The sequence below is a fragment of the Pseudomonas sp. B1(2018) genome (assembly GCF_003097365.1).
Classification (GTDB): Bacteria; Pseudomonadota; Gammaproteobacteria; order Pseudomonadales; family Pseudomonadaceae; genus Aquipseudomonas; species Aquipseudomonas laurylsulfatiphila.
The window spans coordinates 48,248-67,296 of the sequence record NZ_PYUK01000024.1 but is presented as its reverse complement, the minus strand read 5'-3'; the positions used below and the strand labels follow the sequence as shown (position 1 = coordinate 67,296).

The window sequence follows — 19,049 nt, the reverse complement described above, 5'->3', positions numbered from 1 at the left end:
CATTAGTTTTTATCTATCGATGTCTGCAAGTTAATGAATTTGTAGGTGTAACATTGATGATCAATACTCCTTCTCAGCCGATAGCCGGCAGTTCAAGACCGACAGAGGAAGGAAGATCGCATGAGCCAAAACAAAACGCTTACCACCGCCAGTGGCGCTCCTGTTGCCGATAACCAGAATTCCCGTTCCGCCGGCCCTCGTGGCCCGCTGCTGCTCGACGATTTTCATCTGATCGAGAAGCTTGCCCACTTCAACCGTGAAAATATCCCTGAGCGCCGTGTGCACGCCAAAGGCTCGGGTGCCTACGGTACGTTCACCGTGACGCGCGATATCACTCAATACACCAGCGCGAAGCTGTTTGAGGCAGTCGGCAAGCAAACCCCGACTTTCCTGCGGTTTTCCACCGTGGGCGGTGAGCGTGGTTCGGCCGATACCGAGCGTGATCCGCGTGGCTTTGCCTTGAAGTTTTACACCGAGGAAGGCAACTGGGACATCGTCGGCAACAACACGCCTGTGTTCTTCATTCGCGATCCACTGAAGTTTCCGGACTTTATCCACACCCAGAAGCGTTTGCCACAAAGCAACCTGAAGAGTGCCCAGGCGATGTGGGACTTCTGGTCGCATTCGCCCGAGGCGTTGCACCAGGTCACCATCCTGTTCTCCGACCGGGGTATCCCTGACGGATACCGTCACATGCACGGCTTCGGCAGCCACACGTACAGCCTCATCAACGCTCAAGGCGAGCGCCACTGGGTGAAGTGGCACTACAAGACCAAACAGGGGATCAAGAACCTTGCTCCTGCCGAGGCTGCGCGCCTGGCGGGTACTGATCCGGATTACGCCCAGCGCGACTTGTTCAATGCCATCGAACAGGGGGATTTCCCGAAGTGGCGCGTGTGCATTCAGATCATGAGCGAGGCTCAGGCGGCGGCGCATTACGAGAATCCGTTTGATGTGACCAAAACCTGGTCGCAAAAAGAGTTTCCACTGATTGAAGTCGGAGAGCTGGAGCTCAATCGCAATCCGCAGAACTACTTCGCGGAAGTCGAACAGGCGGCGTTCGGTCCCAGCAATATGGTGCCCGGCGTTGGTCTGTCGCCGGATCGCATGCTGCAAGGGCGGGTGTTCGCCTACGCGGATGCTCACCGCTACCGTGTCGGCACCAACCACCAACAGTTGCCAGTCAACGCTCCACGCAGTCCGGTCAACACCTACCAGCGCGATGGCTCGATGGCCTTTGGCAGCAATGGCGGTGCGGCGCCGAACTACGAGCCGAACAGCTACGTCGAGTCGCCGAAGCAGGCACCTCGTTACGCAGAGCCCGCGTTGGCCCTCAGCGGTGCGGCCGATCGTTACGACCACCGCGAAGACACTGATTACTACAGTCACGCCGGCGCGTTGTTCCGCTTGATGTCTGAACAGCAGAAATCGCTGCTGGTCAGCAACATCGCCGGTGCGATGGCGGGGGTGTCGAGTGATGTGGTTGATCGCCAGCTGCAACATTTCTACAAGGCTGACCCGGCGTATGGAGAAGCAATCGCAAAGCTGCTCAACGTACAGCTTAACGAAGTCTAAATGAGAAGCAGAACCGCCCTTGTTTTGGCGGTTTTTGCGTTATTTCAGCTGGTTTTCTCAGAATATCTTCGCTTTTATTGCGTCTTGCGAGTGACGATACGGGCATGTTGGTTCAAACTACAACTTTCAAGCAGGGAGATGTAGGGCGATGCAAGGCCACCCAGATGTGATCGATTACCTCAACACGTTGCTGACCGGCGAACTGGCCGCGCGTGATCAATATTTCGTTCATTCGCGGATGTATGAGGACTGGGGTTTCACCAAGCTCTACGAACGAATCAACCACGAGATGGAAGAGGAAGCAGGGCATGCTGATGCCTTGATGCGCCGGATTCTGATGCTCGAGGGCACTCCGCGCATGCGTCCGGACGATCTCGATGTCGGCACCACGGTGACCGAGATGCTCGAAGCGGATTTGCGCCTGGAATACAAGGTGCGGGCTGCGCTGTGCAAGGGCATCAAGCTCTGTGAGCAGCACAAGGACTACGTCAGCCGCGAAATGCTGCGGGTTCAACTGCATGACACCGAAGAAGATCATACCTACTGGCTTGAGAAGCAGCTGGGTCTGATCAAGTTGATCGGGCTTGAGAACTACCTGCAATCCCACGCCTGATTCAGTGAATACAAAAAAGCCCCTGTCACCGATGAAGTGACAGGGGCTTTTTCATGGCGCCCGGTTAAGCCCGGTCACGCTCCAGCAGCGGTTTGAGGTAGTAGCCGGTGTGAGACTGCTTCAGCTCTGACACTTCCTCCGGTGTACCGACGGCGATGATCTGCCCGCCCTTGGAACCACCCTCCGGACCGAGGTCCACCAGCCAGTCGGCGGTCTTGATCACGTCCAGGTTGTGCTCGATGACCACCACGGTGTTGCCGTGGTCACGCAGGCGATGCAGCACGTCCAGCAGTTGCTGAATGTCCGCGAAGTGCAGCCCGGTGGTCGGTTCATCTAGGATGTACAGGGTCTTGCCGGTATCACGCTTGGACAATTCGCGGGACAGTTTCACCCGCTGCGCCTCACCTCCGGAGAGTGTGGTCGCCGATTGCCCCAGCTTGATGTACGACAGGCCGACGTCCATCAACGTTTGCAGCTTGCGCGCCAGGGCCGGTACGGCATCGAAGAACTCCCGCGCTTCCTCGATGGTCATCTCGAGGGTCTCGTGGATGCTCTTGCCCTTGTACTTGATCTCCAGGGTTTCGCGGTTGTAGCGCTTGCTCTTGCACACGTCGCACGGCACGTAGATGTCCGGCAGGAAGTGCATCTCGACCTTGATCAGACCGTCGCCCTGGCAGGCTTCACAACGCCCGCCCTTGACGTTGAAGGAGAAACGCCCCGGGCCGTAGCCCCGGGAGCGGGACTCCGGCACACCGGCGAACAGCTCGCGGATCGGCGTGAACAGTCCGGTATAGGTCGCCGGGTTGGAGCGTGGCGTACGGCCGATCGGGCTCTGGTCGATGTCGACGACCTTGTCCAGGTGTTCCAGGCCCTTGATGCTGTCGTGGGCGGCCGCCTCAAGCGTCGTTGCGCCGTTCAGCGCGGTGGCGCTCAACGGGAACAGCGTGTTGTTGATCAGCGTCGATTTACCGGAGCCGGATACGCCGGTCACACAGGTCAGCAGGCCGATCGGAATCTCCAGGTCGACATTGCGCAGGTTGTTGCCGCGCGCGCCCTTGAGCGACAGCGTCAGCTTCTTGTTGCGCGGCGTACGTTTGGCCGGGACTTCGATTTTCACCCGGCCCGACAGGTATTTGCCCGTCAGCGAGTCCGGATGCGCCATGACCTCGGCCGGTGTGCCTTCGGCGACGATATGCCCGCCGTGCACGCCGGCGCCCGGGCCGATGTCCACCACGTAGTCGGCCAGGCGAATGGCGTCTTCGTCGTGCTCGACCACGATCACCGTGTTACCGATATCGCGCAGGTGCTTGAGGGTGCCCAGCAGCCGGTCGTTATCGCGCTGATGCAGGCCGATGGAAGGTTCGTCGAGGATGTACAGGACACCCACCAGGCCGGCGCCAATCTGGCTGGCCAGGCGAATGCGCTGGGCCTCGCCACCGGACAGGGTGTCGGCACTGCGGTCCAGCGACAGGTAGTCGAGGCCGACGTTGACCAGAAATTGCAGGCGTTCGCGGATTTCCTTGAGGATCTTGTCGGCAATTTCGCCACGACGACCGGTCAGCTTGAGCCCGCCAAAATAATCGGACGCATCGCCGATCGGCAGGTTGGTCACCGCCGGCAGGGTTTTCTCGCCGACCCACACGTGCCGCGCCTCGCGGCGCAGGCGGGTGCCGCGGCAGTCCGGGCATGACTGGGTACTGAGGAACTTGGCCAGCTCCTCGCGCACCGATGCCGATTCGGTTTCGCGGTAACGGCGCTCCAGGTTCGGCACGATGCCTTCGAACGGGTGCGAGCGTTTGACGATGTCGCCACGGTCGTTCAGGTATTTGAAGTCGACGTTTTGCGAACCGCTGCCGTGCAGGATGAATTTCTGTTGGTCGGCGGGCAGTTCGTTGAACGGCACTTCCAGGCTGAACTTGTAGTGCGCGGCCAGCGAGCCGAGCATCTGGAAGTAATAGACGTTGCGCCGGTCCCAGCCACGAATCGCCCCTTCGGCCAGGGTCAGTTCGCCGTTGACCAGACGCTTGATGTCGAAGAATTGCTTTACCCCCAGACCGTCACAGGTCGGGCAGGCGCCGGCCGGGTTGTTGAAGGAGAACAGCTTGGGTTCCAGCTCACTGATCGCGTGGCCGCAGATCGGACAGGCGAAGCGTGCGGAGAAGATCATCTCCTCACCCGGCTCGTCGTCCATCGGCGCTACCAGGGCGATGCCGTCCGCCAGTTTCAGCGCGGTTTCGAAGGATTCGGCCAGGCGTTGTTGCAGGTCGGCGCGAACCTTGAAACGGTCGACCACGACATCAATGGTGTGTTTTTTCTGCTTGTCGAGCTTGGGTGCTTCGTCCAGCTCATAGAGCTTTCCGTTGATCCGGGCACGGACGAACCCCTGGGCGCGCAGTTCTTCGAAAACCGACAGGTGCTCGCCTTTGCGCTCGCGGATGACCGGGGCCAACAGCATCAGTTTGCTGCCCTCCGGTTCGGCGAGGACCAGGTCGACCATCTGGCTGACGGTCTGCGCTTCCAGCGGAATGTCGTGGTCCGGGCAACGGGGAATACCCACGCGAGCATACAGCAGGCGCAGGTAGTCGTAGATTTCGGTAATGGTGCCGACCGTCGAACGCGGGTTGTGCGAGGTGGACTTCTGTTCGATGGAGATCGCCGGCGACAGGCCTTCGATGGTATCGACGTCAGGCTTTTCCATCATCGACAGGAACTGCCGGGCATAAGCCGACAGCGATTCGACGTAGCGGCGCTGGCCTTCGGCGTAAAGGGTGTCGAAAGCCAGCGACGACTTGCCGGAGCCGGACAGGCCGGTGATGACGATCAGCTTGTCCCGTGGCAGGGTCAGGTCGATGTTCTTCAGGTTGTGGGTTCGAGCCCCACGAATCAGGATCTTGTCCAAGGTGGCCTCGCTCGGCGGGCGTCGAAAACGTAGGAGTATACGGCCAAATACTGGATGGATGCACACTATCAAACGAGAGGGTTACTGTCTTACATGAAGAGTGTGTCAGCAATGCGCGTCAAAGCGTCGCGATATACCCCGCCAATCGATGGGACTGGTAGAATCGCCGCCGGTTCACATGAGGTTTTTCCATGCACGATCCCCACAGCGAGCGCATGAGTGGTAGCGAGACCCGCGCGGCAAGCGGTCTGGCCCTGGTGTTCGCCTTCCGTATGCTTGGCATGTTCATGGTGTTGCCGGTACTGGCGACCTATGGGATGGATCTGGCCGGTGCCACTCCGGCCCTGATCGGCCTGGCGATTGGCGCTTATGGCCTGACCCAGGCGGTCTTCCAGATTCCGTTCGGTTTCATTTCCGACCGCATCGGCCGTCGCCCGGTGATTTACCTGGGCTTGATCGTCTTTGCCCTCGGCAGCCTGCTGGCCGCCAATGCCGATTCGATCTGGGGCGTGATCGCCGGGCGAATCCTGCAGGGTGCCGGGGCGATTTCCGCTGCGGTCATGGCCTTGCTGTCCGACCTGACCCGCGAGCAGCACAGGACCAAGGCCATGGCCATGATCGGCATGACCATCGGCCTGTCGTTTGCGGTGGCCATGGTCGTCGGCCCGCTGCTGACCCGCGCGTTCGGGTTGTCCGGGTTGTTCCTGGCCACCGGCGGCATGGCGCTGTTCGGCATCGTGATCGTGATGTTCATGGTGCCGCGCTCCACCGGCCCGTTGCAGCACCGTGAGTCCGGAGTCGCGCGCCAGGCATTGATGCCGACCCTCAAGCATCCCGACCTGCTGCGCCTGGACCTGGGCATTTTTGTCTTGCACGCAATGTTGATGTCCAGCTTCGTCGCCTTGCCCCTGGCGCTGGTCGAAAAAGCCGGGTTGCCCAAAGAGCAGCACTGGTGGGTGTACCTGACCGCGCTGCTGATTTCTTTCTTCGCCATGATCCCGTTCATTATCTACGGCGAGAAGAAACGCAAAATGAAACGAGTTTTACTCGGCGCCGTCGTGACGTTGATGCTCACTGAGCTATTCTTCTGGCAGTTCGGCGACAGCTTGCGGTCTCTGGTGATCGGTACGGTGGTGTTCTTCACCGCGTTCAATCTGCTGGAAGCTTCACTGCCGTCGCTGATCAGCAAGGTTTCACCGGCAGGCGGCAAGGGCACGGCGATGGGGGTTTATTCCACCAGCCAGTTCCTCGGCTCGGCACTGGGGGGAATCCTCGGTGGCTGGCTGTTCCAGCATGGCGGTCTGTCGGTTGTGTTCCTCGGATGCGCCGCTCTCGCTGCCCTCTGGCTGGCCTTTGCTGTTACCATGCGCGAACCTCCCTACGTCACAAGCCTGCGCTTGCCGTTGTCGCCCGAGGCGATCCGCGAAGCGGGTCTGGTCGAGCGCCTGAAGGCGGTCGTAGGGGTAACAGATGCAGTCATCGTCGCGGAAGAGGCGGCGATTTACATCAAACTGGACACCGAACTATTGGATCGCACCACCCTTGAGCGCCTGGTGAACAACCCGGCCGGGGCAGCGTGCGTAGCCTAGGAGAACGTTATGGCCCGTGGGGTTAACAAAGTCATATTGGTCGGCACTTGCGGCCAGGATCCCGAAGTTCGCTACTTGCCTAACGGTAACGCCGTGACCAACCTGAGTCTGGCGACCAGCGAACAGTGGACCGACAAGCAAACCGGTCAGAAAGTCGAAAAGACCGAATGGCACCGTGTATCGATGTTCGGCAAGGTTGCAGAAATCGCCGGCGAATACCTGCGTAAAGGTTCACAGGTGTACATCGAAGGCAAGCTGCAGACCCGTGAGTGGGAAAAAGACGGTATCAAGCGTTACACCACCGAAATCGTGGTCGACATGCAAGGCACCATGCAACTGCTGGGCGGCCGTCCACAGGGCGACCAGCAGGGCCAGGGCGGCGGTAACAACTACCAGCAATCCGCTCCGCGCCAGCAGGCTCCACGTCCTGCTCCGCAACAGCAGCCACAGCGTCCGGCCCCTCAACAGGCCGCTCCGCAACCGGCTCCGGATTTCGACAGCTTTGATGACGATATTCCGTTCTAAAGCAGCTGCAAGCCTCAAGCTACAAGCAGCAAGCTGACAAAACAAAACCCGCACTTCGGTCTGAAGTGCGGGTTTTTTTATGGGCGGTGAAAGTTAACTGCAGACTCAGGCCGCGAGGAACTCGTCGGCCGACACCACACTGGCATAGGCAAATGCCAGGGCCGCCATGAACGCCGCATGAACCTGGGCCGCCGGGACCGACACGCCATTGAATTCCAGGTCACGGGTAGCGCAGGCGTCGTGGATCACGGTCACCGTGTAGCCGAAGTCAGCCGCCGCACGGGTGATGCCGTCGACGCACATGTGGCTCATGCTACCCACGATCACCAGTTCCTTGATGCCTTGCTCGTCGAGGATCGATTTCAGCTCGGTTTCGCGGAACGAGTTGACGAAGTGCTTGAGCACCACCGGTTCGTCAGCGCGGTTGATCACTTTGGGGTGCAGCTTCGCGCCTTCGGAGTTCGGGGTGAAGAACGGCGCCTCTGCGGAGGTGAATTCGTGGCGGATGTGCACCACCGGATCACCGGCATCACGGAAGGCCTTGATCAGGCGGACGGCGTTGTCGGCGGCGGCATCGGCGTCGACCAGTGGCCACTTGCCTTGGGGGAAGTAGTCGTTCTGGATATCGACTACGATGAGCGCTTGCTTGGCCATGACTGTTTCCTCGAAGTGTGTTTGGTGTGGAATGAAGTATTGGCGCTGGCAGGCGGTCCGGGGATTGGCCGCACCGACAATAAGAGGGGGAAAACTGACAATGGACGCAGAAAGGGCAATCGCCGAACTCGGTGTGCTGATCTATCCCGGCGCGCAGATGGCGGCGGTGCATGGCTTGACGGACTTGTTCGGGGTGGCGAACCGGATCGCTGCTGAACATCAGTCTGCACAGTTGCCGCTGCTGCGGGTCAGCCATTGGCAGGTCGAGGGTGATCAGCCGCCGGTCCGGGTCTTCGACAGCCTTCCCGGCCCGCAGCGTGCCTTGGTGGCCGTGTTGATCCCGCCATCGATTGCCGGTTTTTCCGAGGGCCAGGCGCCACAGGGCTTGATCCGCTGGTTGCGCGAGCAACATGCCAGCGGCGCGACACTGGGCGGGGTTTGCGTGGGCTCGATCCTGTTGGCTGAAAGCGGTCTGCTCGACGGTCGCAGCGCCACCACCCACTGGACCTCGGCCAAGAGTTTTGCCGAACGTTATCCGGCGATACGACTCAAGGCCGATACACCGATTGTCGATGACGGCGACCTGATCACCACCGCCGGACTGATGGCGTGGTCGGAACTGGGTTTGCGCCTGGTCAACCGGTTGCTGGGACCGAGCATTGCCACAGGTACCGCGCGTTTTCTGGTGGTGGAACACAGCGACAGCGCCAGCGAGTGCGGCAGCAATTTTGCGCCGATCCTCAGTCATGGCGATGCGGCGATCCTCAAGGTGCAACACTGGCTGCAAAGCACCGGGGCGACCGATGTATCGCTGACGGCGATGGCCGAAAAGGCAGGGCTGGAAGAGCGCACCTTCCTGCGACGTTTCCGTTCGGCCACCGGCCTCAAACCCACCGAATACTGTCAGCATCTACGAGTCGGCAAGGCCCGGGAAATGCTCGAGTTCACCAACGGCACCATCGACCATATTGCCTGGACCGTGGGTTATCAGGACCCCGGCGCGTTTCGCGCGACATTCAAGAAAATCACCGGGCTGGCGCCGAGTGATTATCGGATGCGGTTCGGGGTGAGCCCTGGATCGGTTGCACGGTAGTCACATCACACCCGATCTCCTGTGGGAGCGAGCTTGCTCGCGATGAGGGCATGACATTCAACATTGATGTGTCTGGAACACCGCTATCGCGAGCAAGCTCGCTCCCACAGGGTCGGGTGTGTGGGCTGGAGTCGTGCAAAATGCCGGAGTATCAAAGGGCGTCGTGCAGAATAAAACAGGCCCCATGCCATCACTTTCTACGCAACGGGCTGATTTAAAACCCCTCTTTGCGTAACGGGCTTTGGCCTGATCCCTGCACCCCCTTCAACTACATTCATCAAGCGTCGATTGAAGGGGGATGCATGACCCCAACAAACCGCAAGAAACTGGTGGTTGCCCATTCGGTACGCGCCGACGCGCCGCTGCACGAAGTCGAGACCAACCGCGCGCTGGCGCGCTGGCTGGCGCAGATAATGGGACTCAAGTACGGCGGCAGCTACGATCCGCAATTGCACGACGGTCGCGACCTCTACCTGTTGCCGACCCAGACGCTGGTGGGCGCTGAGGCTGCCCGGCAACTGGGGGTCAAGGGACCGGAGGATTTGTGGGGGGGGTATGTCGACCATGATTTCATCTGCACCAAAGCCATCAGTCATGGGCTGCTCAACCACCATGCCCATGCGCCGCCAGGCTGGGCTCCCTTGTTTTCCCAGCGGGTACGCAGCGTCGTACTCGACGGTCTCAGCGTGTTCTGCCTGAAGGATGCTCGCCCGGCGGCGGAACATCTGTTGTACACCGGGCCGATCCGCCTGAAGCCGATACACGCTTGCGCCGGACGTGGTCAGGAAGTGATCCAGAACCTCGACGAGTTCGATGAAATCCTGGCCAGGCCCGAGGCTGACGCGACCTTCACCGAAGGCGTGGTGCTGGAACAGGATCTTGATCAGGTGATTACCCACAGCGTCGGCCAGAGTTTCATCGGTGACAAGGTGCTGAGTTACTGCGGTGATCAATACTTGACCAAGGACGCCGAGGGCGAGGAAGTGTATGGCGGCTCGAACCTGTTGGTGGTGCAGGGCAGTTATGACGATTTACTGAAGCTGGACCTGGCCGATGACGTGCGCATGGCTATCAAGCAGGCGCAGGTGTTCGACAGCGCCGCGGATGAAGCCTATCCGCGTTTCTATGCGTCACGGCGCAACTACGACATCGCTCAGGGCATTGATAGCGGCGGCAAACAGCGTAGCGGTGTGCTCGAACAATCCTGGCGCATGGGCGGTGCGAGCAGTGCCGAGGTGGCGGCTTTGCAGCGTTTCGTCAACCATCCGGGGATGCGCGCGATTCGTGTGTCTTCGGTGGAAACCTACATCGATCAGCCGCTGCCGGCAGATGCCATCGAGGTGTATCGCGGGCCGGCGCAAAGCAGTGACTTTCTTCTCAAGTACGTAACGGTTAAATCCTATGACGGCTAGAAGCGAATCCATTCAGATCGACATCGATAACGAACAGATGAGCGGGACTTTCCTGAGCCCCAAATCGAAAGTCCCCGGCGTACTCTTCGTGCACGGTTGGGGTGGCAGTCAGGAGCGGGACCTGGAACGCGCCAAAGGCATCGCCGGTTTGGGTTGTGTATGCCTGACCTTCGACCTGCGCGGGCACACCGGCGGCACCGGCATTCCCTTGTCCCGGGTGACCCGGGAGGACAATCTGCGCGACCTGCTGGCAGCCTATGACCGCTTGCTCGCGCACCCGGCCCTCGATACTTCGGCGATTGCCGTGGTCGGCACCAGTTATGGGGGTTATCTGGCCTCGATTCTGACTTCGCTGCGGCCGGTGCGCTGGCTGGCGCTGCGGGTGCCGGCGCTGTACCGCGACGAGCAGTGGCACACGCCGAAACGCGACCTGGACAAGCTGGATCTGCGTGATTACCGAGGCACCCTGGTGCGGGCCGACGGCAACCGGGCCTTGCATGCCTGCTCGCAATTCCGTGGGGATGTCCTGCTGGTGCAGTCCGAGACCGACGACTATGTGCCCCACGCGACGATCATGAGCTACCGGGCGGCCTGCCAGCAGACGCACTCAATGACCCACCGCATCATCGACGGCGCCGACCACGCCTTGAGCGACCCGGTTTCCCAACAGGCCTACACCTCGATCCTCGTCGACTGGATCACCGAGATGGTGGTCGGGGAGCGGTTGAGCATTATTCAATCGTCCTGATATCGGGATGTTCTTGCGGGCCTCATCGCGGGCAAGCCCGCTCCCACAGGGATCGAGGGTGTACATAGAATCTGCATCCACCAGCAGACCCTGTGGGAGCGGGCTTGCCCGCGATGGCGGACTAGCAGACACCACAGATCACTTGGGTTTCCTTGAGATTCGTAACGACTTGGCCTTGGCCTCCACCAACAGGTACATCACCAGGGTAATCAACAACGGCAGGATGAAATAAATCGCCCGATAGGCCAGCAGCCCCGCCACCAGGCTGCCCCGCGAAACCTCGTGTTGCAGCAGCGCCACGAACACCGCCTCGAGCACGCCGAGCCCGGCCGGGATGTGGGTGATGACCCCGGCGATGGCGCTGATCAACAGCACGCCCAGCACCAGTGGATAGTCCAGTTTGCTCGGCAGCAAGGTGAAGATCACCGCCGCCATCAGCGACCAGTTCAGCGCCCCGAGGGCCAGTTGCAGCACTGCCATGCGCAGGGACGGGAGGTCGATTTCGATGCCGCGAATCGCCCACTCCCGACGTTTGGCAAAGCGGCATGCCGCCAGGTAGCCGGCGCTCAGCAGCAACAACAAGACCCCTACGCCTTGCAGCGCACTGCTGCTGAGCTTCCAGCCCGGCGGCATGCGCACCAGCCCGCTGCTGAACACAGCGCCGGCAATGACCATGTAGCCGAACCAGTTGGTCGCCAGGCTCAGGCCAAGGATCTTCGCGATGTTGCTCTTGCTGACCCCGAGCCGCGAATACAACCGGTAGCGCATGGCGATGCCGCCGACCCAGGCGCTCAGGTTCAGGTTGAAGGCATAGCTGATGATCCCCACGGGCAGTATCTGCTTCCACGTCAGGTTCTGGCGGATGTAGGTGCGGCCGATCAGGTCGAAGCAGGCGTATACCAGAAAGCTCACCAGGGTCAGCCCCGACGCAATGATCAGCGTGCGCACCTTGAAATCGGCCAGGTTATCGAACACCTCGTTCCACTCGAGGCGCTGGGCGAGCATCGTGAACAACACGATCAGCATCAGGAAAAACAGCATCGTCAGCGGTCGCTTCCAGCGGCTCCAGTGCGACTTGCCCGGGCTTTTGGCGTCAGTTGCCATGTGGGGCTCAGCGCGGTTCATGGTCAGCGCTCCCGGTCGGAGGGGGGATGGGTTTCAGGCGAGGTTTGTGCGCCGGCAACCAACCGGCCCAAGCCGGGAAATGCCGCAGGAAGTGAAACACCAGAAAACCTATGGTCATGTGCCAGACACGCCCGCGCGGCGCGATGTCGCGAGACATGGCCTTGCAATGGTTGTCGCTGAGGTCTTCCAGGCGATCGAACAGAACTCGATTGAAGCCACGGTCGCGGATCAGCACGTTGGCTTCCAGATTCATCGACAGGCTCAACGGGTCGAGGTTGCTGGAGCCGACGGTGCTCCAGTCTTCATCCACCAATGCGACCTTGCCATGCAGCGGGCGGTCGCAATATTCGTAGATCTTCACTCCGGACCTGAGCAGGTAATCGTAGGTCATGCGTGCGGCGAGTTTGGCCACCAGCATGTCCGGTTGCCCTTGCAGGATCAGCCGCACATCCACACCCCGGCGGGCCGCGTTGCGGATATCGCGCAGCAGGCGGAAGCCGGGAAAGAAGTAGGCATTGGCGATCACCACCCGACGCTTGGCCTGGCGCAACACCTGGCGGTAAACCTCTTCAATGTCGCTCGGGTGTTCACCGTTGTCGCGGTACACCAGACGTACCTGGCCATCGTGATCGCTGAAGGCCAGTTCCGAACGTCGCTGCCGACGGCGTTGCCACCAGTATTTGGCGTGCGCCGGGCGACCGCATTGCAGCAGAGCGAAGTGATGGATGTCGGCCACTGCCGGGCCTTGCACCTCCACGGAATAGTCCTGCTTGGCCTCGGGGCCAAAGTCGGCAAGGTGATCGGCAGAAAAGTTGATCCCGCCGATGAAGGCAATGCTGCCGTCCACTACCACTATCTTGCGGTGCAGGCGCCGGAACCAGTTGGTACGGATGCCCAGGCGTTTCGGCGCAGGATCGAACATTTGCAGGTGCACGCCGGCGGCGGTCAGTGCGGTGAGGAACCCGGTACTCAATTCGCCACAGCCAAAGCCGTCGAGGCTGACGGTGGTGCGCACGCCGCGTTGAGCGGCTTCGATCAGGATCTGTTGCAGTTCATTGCCAACCTTGTCCTCGAACAGAATGAAGGTTTCCAGCAGGATTTCACGTTGAGCCTGGCGCAGGGCGTCAAATACCCGAGGAAAATACGCCTCGCCGTTTTCCAGCAACTCGACGCGATTGCTGCCTTGCCAGCCGTATTCGACGTCGACCGCTGTCGGCTCGCGGATCGGTGGAGCGGGGATGTGATCCAGCGTGGTTTTTTCCATCGACTGGCTGCTCATAACTCGATCTCCACCGACAGCGGGACGTGGTCGGACAGGTGCGACCAGGGGCGACTGGTCAGCACTTGCGGATGGCTGGCCTTGAGGTTGCGCAGGTAGATGCGGTCCAGGCGCAGTGCCGGCAGGCGCGCGGGGAAACTGCGCGCCGGTTTGCCGTGGTGCGCGGCGAAGGCTTCGCGCAGACCGCAGGGTTTGAGCAACGCATCGGCGCGCTGACGCCAGTCATTGAAGTCCCCGGCGACGATCACCGGGGCATCGGCAGGCAGGGCGTCCAGGCGCTGGGCGAGCAGCTTCAGTTGCGCCGTGCGGTGACTTTCGCGCAGCCCCAGGTGCACGCAAATGGCATGCACTTCCTGGCCGTCGCCGGGCAGGCGCAACACACAATGCAGGATCCCGCGGTTTTCGTGACCGCTGATGGACACGTCGAGATTGTCGTGGCGGATGATCTGGAATTTCGACAACAGCGCGTTGCCGTGATCACCTGCCGGATACACCGCATTGCGGCCATAGGCGAACTGCGGCCACAGGGTGTCGGCGAGGAACTCGTATTGCGGCATCGCCGGCCAGTTGGTGTAGCGCTTGGGGTGGTGCTCGTGGGTGCCGTGGACTTCCTGCAAAAACACCACATCGGCAGATACGCTGCGCACCGCTTCACGAAGTTCCGGCAGGATGAAACGCCGGTTGAGCGCGGTGAAACCTTTATGGGTGTTGACCGTCAGCACCGTGAAACGGCTAACGGTCGTATTGATGGGCGTTTGTTCGTCGGTGACACCGACCGGCTCGGGAATGCTCATGGCAACACACCCTCGGCGGCAGGCTCGCCGGGGACGGTGGCGGGGTTTTTATCCAGATGCAGACGCTCCAGTAAATGGCGTGCGTCGAAGGGGGCGCGGACTTTGATGTCGTTGTCGAAATAACAGAACACTTCCCGGGATGTGCGTGCCTTTGGCTTCTGCCGGGGCGCGATCAATTGTGGATCAGCCGGTTGTTGGCCGTGATGCCAGGCTTCGATTCGTTCGCCCCAGCGTTTCAATGCTTGTGGGGTATAACCGCTGGCGTAGAGCGCCTCGGCACCATGCAGGCGCAGGTAGACGAAGTCGCTGGTGATGTCTTCGCGGTACGGCCATTTGCCTGCGGTGTCGGCGATGACCAGGGCCGTGTTGTAGCGCTTGAGCAAGCACACGAACAGCGGATCGACAAAGCTTTCATGGCGGATTTCCACGGCATGACGCAAGGGCTGCTTTTTGTAAGCCTTGAGGCTGGCGTGGCCGTTGACGTGAGCATCGTGCTGGCGGGCGAGGGCGGCAGCCTGTTGGGTATCATGGGGCAGTTGGTCGAGAAAGGATTCGAACAACTCGGCATCGAACTTGAAACTGGGCGGGAATTGCCAGAGGATCGGGCCGAGTTTTTCCTTTAGCTCCAGAACCCCGGAAGCAAAAAAGTTCGCCAGCGGCTTGTGGATATCCCGCAGACGCTTGATATGGGTGATGAAGCGTGGGGCCTTGACGCTGAAAACGAAGTCGAACGGGGTTTCGCCGTACCATTGAGCGTAACGTTCGGGCCGCTGCAGGGCATAGAACGATCCATTGATTTCGATGCTGTTGACCGCCCGCGAGGCGAACTGCAACTCGCGTTTCTGGGTCAGCCCCGGGGGGTAGAAATCTCCCCGCCAGGGCGTGTAGCGCCAGCCTGAAATACCGATATGAATCGCCGCCATGTCGCCTCCGGTCTGCCTGCCCTGTCTTAGGGTGACTGCGTGGTGGCGGTGAAAGTTTCGGCGTCGGTACGGACGGTAGAGGTCTTGAACACACCTCTACCCAGGGTTTATCAGTGGCCAGCGATAACGCGCGCGGAGCCCTCAGCCGGCTCGGCGTACACCGGGCCAAGGCGATCAAGACGTCCACTCCACGCCGTCAATGCCAGCGCCACCAGCACCACCAGGCCACCGATCCACGCGGTGTGGATCAACCCCATGTGGGCGACGATCAGGCCCCCGCCCCAGGCGCCAGCGGCAATGCCGAGGTTGAACGCGGCGATGTTCAGGCCGGATGCCACGTCCACGGCATGGGGTGTGTGATGTTCGGCCTGGCGCACCACGTACACCTGCAATCCCGGCACATTACCGAATGCCACGGCGCCCCAGACCAGAACGGTGGCCAGCGCCAGCCAGGGATTGCCGGCCGTGAAGGTCAGCGCGAACAACACGGCGGCGAGTAGGGCAAAAATGATTTTCAAGGCGCTGATCGGACCGCGTTTGTCCGCCAGTTTGCCGCCCCAGATGTTGCCCACGGCCACGGAGATGCCGTAGACCAGCAACACCAGGCTGACGGCGCTGGCGCTGAAGCCGGAGAGGTCCTGAAGTATTGGCGCGAGGAAAGTAAAGGCGGTGAACGTGCCGCCGTAGCCGATGGCCGTCATCGCATACACCAGCAACAGGCGCGGTTGCTTGAGCACCTGCAATTGCTGCAAGAACGACGCGGGCTTGCTGTGGGCGATATTTTTCGGCACGTAGATCAGGCTGCCGATGAAGGCGATGACGCCCAGGGTCGAAACGGCGAGGAAGGTTTCGCGCCAGCCGAAATGCTGGCCGATGAAGGTTCCCAGCGGCACGCCAGTGACCAGCGCCACGGTGAGGCCGGTGAACATGATGGCAATCGCGCTGGCGGCTTTTTCCTTCGGCACTAGACTGGTGGCGATGGTCGAACCGATCGAGAAAAACACCCCGTGGGCCAGGCCGGTGACGATCCGTGCGAGGATCAGCGACTCGTAGCCCGGTGCTTGCCACGCCAGCAGGTTGCCGAGGGTGAACAGCACCATCAACGACAACAGCAGCAACTTGCGCGGAACCTTGCCGGTGAGGGCGGTCAGTACCGGGGCGCCGATGGCAACGCCAAGGGCATACAGGCTGACCAGCAGGCCGGCGGACGGCAGGCTGACGCCGAGGTCGGCGCCAATAGTGGGTAACAGGCCAACGATGACGAACTCGGTCGTCCCGATGGCAAAGGCGCTGAGGGTCAGCGCGAGCAAGGCAATGGGCATGGCTGCAACTCCGGAAGATGATTCGATGGAGCGCAGTGTCGGGATTTTGCTCGTGAGGAAAAATATAGGGATGGACATTTGATATTTGCCTTGGACGCAAAGATCGCAAGAGCGGGTGTTAATCTGTGGCGAGGGAGCTTGCTCCCGCTCGGCTGCGCAGCAGTCGTTAACCCATTGCATGCGGTGTATCAGATGTTTCCGAATGGTAGGTTTTGGGGGCGCTTCGCACCCCAGCGGGAGCAAGCTCCCTCGCCACATGGGGTATCGCCATTCGGCTATCCAGAGCCAATGCCCGAACTTGCCCGGCATTTTTCGATCAGTTCCTTACCGACACAGCCAAAGGAGCGGGTGTTTTGATCAGGCTCAAGACCGCGATACTGCTGGGGGCGTTGCTGTTTGTGGGTAGCGAGCAACTGGAAGCCGCCGCGATACCGGGGCTGCCGGCCGCCGCGACCGCTGCGACGCCGCCAGCCCACCCCGAACCGCTGGTGCAAGGCGGCTTACTGGGGGCCATCAGTTCAAGCATCGACGAGGTCCAGACCAAGCTTGACCTCAACGAAAACCTGCTCGACGCCTGGCGCCTGCGTGCCGACCGCGCGGCCGATGAAGTGGATCAGCTGGTCAATCAGCCTTCGGCCCGCTCGCCCTGGAGCGTCGCTGGCGATTTCCTGATACTGACCTGCGTGTGGGCCGCCGTGTTTGCCTGTCTTTGGCTGCTTGGGCGACTGTTGGCCAAACGCCTGTGCGAACATCGCCTGCTGCTCAGCCGCGAACGCGGCCAGGCCCTGCTCGGTTATGTCTTGCCCTATACCCTTCCGGCGGTAGCCAGCCTGCCCCTGACGATTTATGCCAGCCAGTTTTTGCCGATATCCGCCGGTCGAGCGCTTGCGTTGTGCCTGGCTTATGCCACAAGCGCGGGGATATTTTCCGCGTCCTTGGTGCTGTCGCTGGTGGTGGTGTTCAATGCTGGCCACAAGCGCCGAGCGGTGCAGATTCTCCGTGAGAAGAGTGCCCGGCCATTGTTCGGCATCGGTTTTCTGGTGGCCTTGAGCGATGCCCTGACCAGTCCGCAAATCGCCCATCAACTGGGCAGCAATCTCACCAGCAGCATTGCCGTGTTCACTGGCTTGGCGGCATCGATTTCCTTCGGCTTGCTGGTGATCCGCATGCGCCGCCCGGTCGCTCACGTGATCCGCATCCTGCCGCTGGCCCAGCGTCAAAGCCAGCCGGCATTGCGCGAGACCCTGCGGATATTCTCCGGGCTCTGGTATTGGCCGATCCTGTTGATGGTGCTGGTCTCGATCATCAACCTGATCGGCGTTGGCGCGGACAACCAGAGGGTACTGCGCAGCGCCTTGTTCACCACGGTATTGCTGATTGCCACGGTGTTTCTCAGCACCACGCTGCACCATCTGTTCAAGGCGCGCGGCGAAGCGGACCTGCGCCGCAGCAGCGCCTACAAGGAGCGTTTTCTCAACTTGTCCCACGCCTTGCTGCGCATCGGCATGGCCATTGTGTTCATCGATATCCTCGGGCGGATCTGGGGCGTGTCGCTGTTCGAGTTCGCGGTGAGCAATGCCGTGGGCCGGGCGATCAGTGATTCCCTGAGCCACATCGGTTTGATCCTGCTGGTGACCTGGATGGTCTGGGTGGTGCTCGACACGGCGATTCAGGAAGCCCTGAAACCGCCGACCAACAAGCGCTCGTCACGCCAGCCGAGTACGCGGGTGAAAACCATCCTGCCGCTGCTGCGCAACGCGATCAAAATCATCCTGGTGGTGATCTGCGCGATCACCACCATGGCCAACCTGGGGATCAACGTCGCGCCATTCCTGGCCGGTGCCGGGGTCATCGGCCTGGCAATCGGTTTCGGCTCCCAGCAACTGGTGCAGGATGTGATCACCGGGCTGTTCATCATCATCGAGGACACCCTGTCCATCGGTGATTGGGTGGTGCTTGATTCCGGGCATGCCGGCACGGTCGAAGGCCTGACCATCCGCACCTTGCGCCTGCGCGACGGCAAGGGTTTCGTGCACTCGGTACCGTTCGGGCAGATCAAGGCCGTGACCAACCAGTCGCGGCAATTCGCCTATGCGTTTTTCTCGGTGCAATTCACCTACGACACCGATGTCGACAAGGCCATCGAACTGATCCGCGAGGCCGGGCATTCCATCAGCAACGACCCGTTCCTGCGCTACAACCTGCAAGGGCCGCTGGATGTGTTTGGCGTCGACAGGATGGACCTCAACGGTGTGGTGCTGACGGCGCAATTCCGCACGGTGTCCGGTGGCCAATATGCGGTGAGCCGGGCCTTTAACCAGCGGTTGAAAAAGCTTGTGGATAACTGCCCGTGGGTGAACTTCGCGCAGACTTATCCACAGCAGGCGCTGGTGCCGAGGCATCCGGTTGAAGCGCCACCGGAGGCTGAGCCGGAGCATGCGGCGGTGTTGATGCCGGATCGGCCGCGGTCTCAATAGCCGGTTTTGTACTTGAGGCTT

General features: G+C 60.9%; 15 protein-coding genes. 8 read left to right on the top strand and 7 right to left on the bottom strand.

Annotation, left to right across the window (positions count from 1 at the left end; genetic code table 11):
- Positions 1-120 precede the first annotated feature (120 nt).
- Both C9422_RS28060 and bfr read left to right on the top strand, forming a co-directional pair.
- On the top strand, positions 121-1,575 hold the full coding sequence (locus tag C9422_RS28060) for a catalase (protein ID WP_116582921.1): 1,455 nt from the start codon (positions 121-123) through the stop codon (positions 1,573-1,575).
- Positions 1,576-1,723: 148 nt separating this feature from the next.
- Positions 1,724-2,188 (top strand): bacterioferritin, encoded by a 465-nt coding sequence (bfr, locus tag C9422_RS28055; RefSeq protein ID WP_007970123.1) that lies wholly within the window; start codon positions 1,724-1,726, stop codon positions 2,186-2,188.
- A 64-nt stretch (positions 2,189-2,252) separates the two neighbouring features.
- Here the strand turns inward: bfr and uvrA are convergent, their stop codons facing one another.
- Positions 2,253-5,087 carry an excinuclease ABC subunit UvrA gene (gene uvrA / locus C9422_RS28050; protein WP_116582920.1) on the bottom strand — a complete coding sequence of 945 codons (2,835 nt, stop codon included), beginning with the start codon at positions 5,085-5,087 and terminating at the stop codon, positions 2,253-2,255.
- 191 nt (positions 5,088-5,278) lie between these two features.
- Between uvrA and C9422_RS28045 the strand changes: the two genes are divergently transcribed.
- Together C9422_RS28045 and C9422_RS28040 are read left to right on the top strand one after the other, a co-directional pair.
- Positions 5,279-6,676, top strand: a complete 1,398-nt coding sequence (locus tag C9422_RS28045) for an MFS transporter (RefSeq protein ID WP_116582919.1) — start codon at positions 5,279-5,281, stop codon at positions 6,674-6,676.
- 9 nt (positions 6,677-6,685) lie between these two features.
- Positions 6,686-7,201 carry a single-stranded DNA-binding protein gene (locus tag C9422_RS28040; protein ID WP_007970128.1) on the top strand — a complete coding sequence of 172 codons (516 nt, stop codon included), beginning with the start codon at positions 6,686-6,688 and terminating at the stop codon, positions 7,199-7,201.
- A gap of 105 nt (positions 7,202-7,306) precedes the next feature.
- Here C9422_RS28040 and C9422_RS28035 read toward each other — a convergent pair whose 3' ends face one another.
- Positions 7,307-7,855, bottom strand: a complete 549-nt coding sequence (locus C9422_RS28035; RefSeq protein ID WP_116582918.1) for a cysteine hydrolase family protein — start codon at positions 7,853-7,855, stop codon at positions 7,307-7,309.
- A gap of 100 nt (positions 7,856-7,955) precedes the next feature.
- On the opposite strand from C9422_RS28035, the gene C9422_RS28030 reads away from it, so the two are divergent.
- The 3 genes from C9422_RS28030 to C9422_RS28020 all read left to right on the top strand — a co-directional run bounded on the left by C9422_RS28030 (position 7,956) and on the right by C9422_RS28020 (position 11,108).
- The gene (locus tag C9422_RS28030) at positions 7,956-8,948 is read left to right on the top strand and encodes a GlxA family transcriptional regulator (RefSeq protein WP_116582917.1); all 993 of its coding nucleotides are present in this window, start codon (positions 7,956-7,958) and stop codon (positions 8,946-8,948) included.
- 302 nt (positions 8,949-9,250) lie between these two features.
- On the top strand, positions 9,251-10,360 hold the full coding sequence (locus tag C9422_RS28025) for a DUF3182 family protein (protein WP_116582916.1): 1,110 nt from the start codon (positions 9,251-9,253) through the stop codon (positions 10,358-10,360).
- Positions 10,350-11,108, top strand: coding sequence for a S9 family peptidase (locus tag C9422_RS28020; RefSeq protein WP_102701274.1), 759 nt, complete (start codon positions 10,350-10,352; stop codon positions 11,106-11,108). Before C9422_RS28025 ends, C9422_RS28020 begins: the two co-directional genes overlap by 11 nt.
- A 138-nt stretch (positions 11,109-11,246) precedes the next feature.
- Here C9422_RS28020 and C9422_RS28015 read toward each other — a convergent pair whose 3' ends face one another.
- The 5 genes from C9422_RS28015 to C9422_RS27995 form a co-directional block, all read right to left on the bottom strand.
- Positions 11,247-12,233: a lysylphosphatidylglycerol synthase domain-containing protein gene (locus C9422_RS28015; RefSeq protein WP_116582915.1), complete on the bottom strand. Its 987-nt coding sequence runs from the start codon at positions 12,231-12,233 to the stop codon at positions 11,247-11,249.
- Positions 12,220-13,512: a cardiolipin synthase ClsB gene (clsB, locus tag C9422_RS28010; protein WP_116582914.1), complete on the bottom strand. Its 1,293-nt coding sequence runs from the start codon at positions 13,510-13,512 to the stop codon at positions 12,220-12,222. Before clsB ends, C9422_RS28015 begins: the two co-directional genes overlap by 14 nt.
- Positions 13,509-14,306, bottom strand: coding sequence for an endonuclease/exonuclease/phosphatase family protein (locus C9422_RS28005; protein WP_116582913.1), 798 nt, complete (start codon positions 14,304-14,306; stop codon positions 13,509-13,511). The genes clsB and C9422_RS28005 overlap by 4 nt, the downstream gene beginning before the upstream one ends.
- Positions 14,303-15,229, bottom strand: coding sequence for a DUF72 domain-containing protein (locus tag C9422_RS28000; RefSeq protein WP_116582912.1), 927 nt, complete (start codon positions 15,227-15,229; stop codon positions 14,303-14,305). Before C9422_RS28000 ends, C9422_RS28005 begins: the two co-directional genes overlap by 4 nt.
- Before the next feature lie 110 nt (positions 15,230-15,339).
- Positions 15,340-16,551 carry an MFS transporter gene (locus C9422_RS27995; RefSeq protein ID WP_116582911.1) on the bottom strand — a complete coding sequence of 404 codons (1,212 nt, stop codon included), beginning with the start codon at positions 16,549-16,551 and terminating at the stop codon, positions 15,340-15,342.
- 353 nt (positions 16,552-16,904) lie between these two features.
- On the opposite strand from C9422_RS27995, the gene C9422_RS27990 reads away from it, so the two are divergent.
- Positions 16,905-19,028, top strand: coding sequence for a mechanosensitive ion channel family protein (locus C9422_RS27990; RefSeq protein ID WP_116582910.1), 2,124 nt, complete (start codon positions 16,905-16,907; stop codon positions 19,026-19,028).
- Positions 19,029-19,049: the final 21 nt, after the last annotated feature.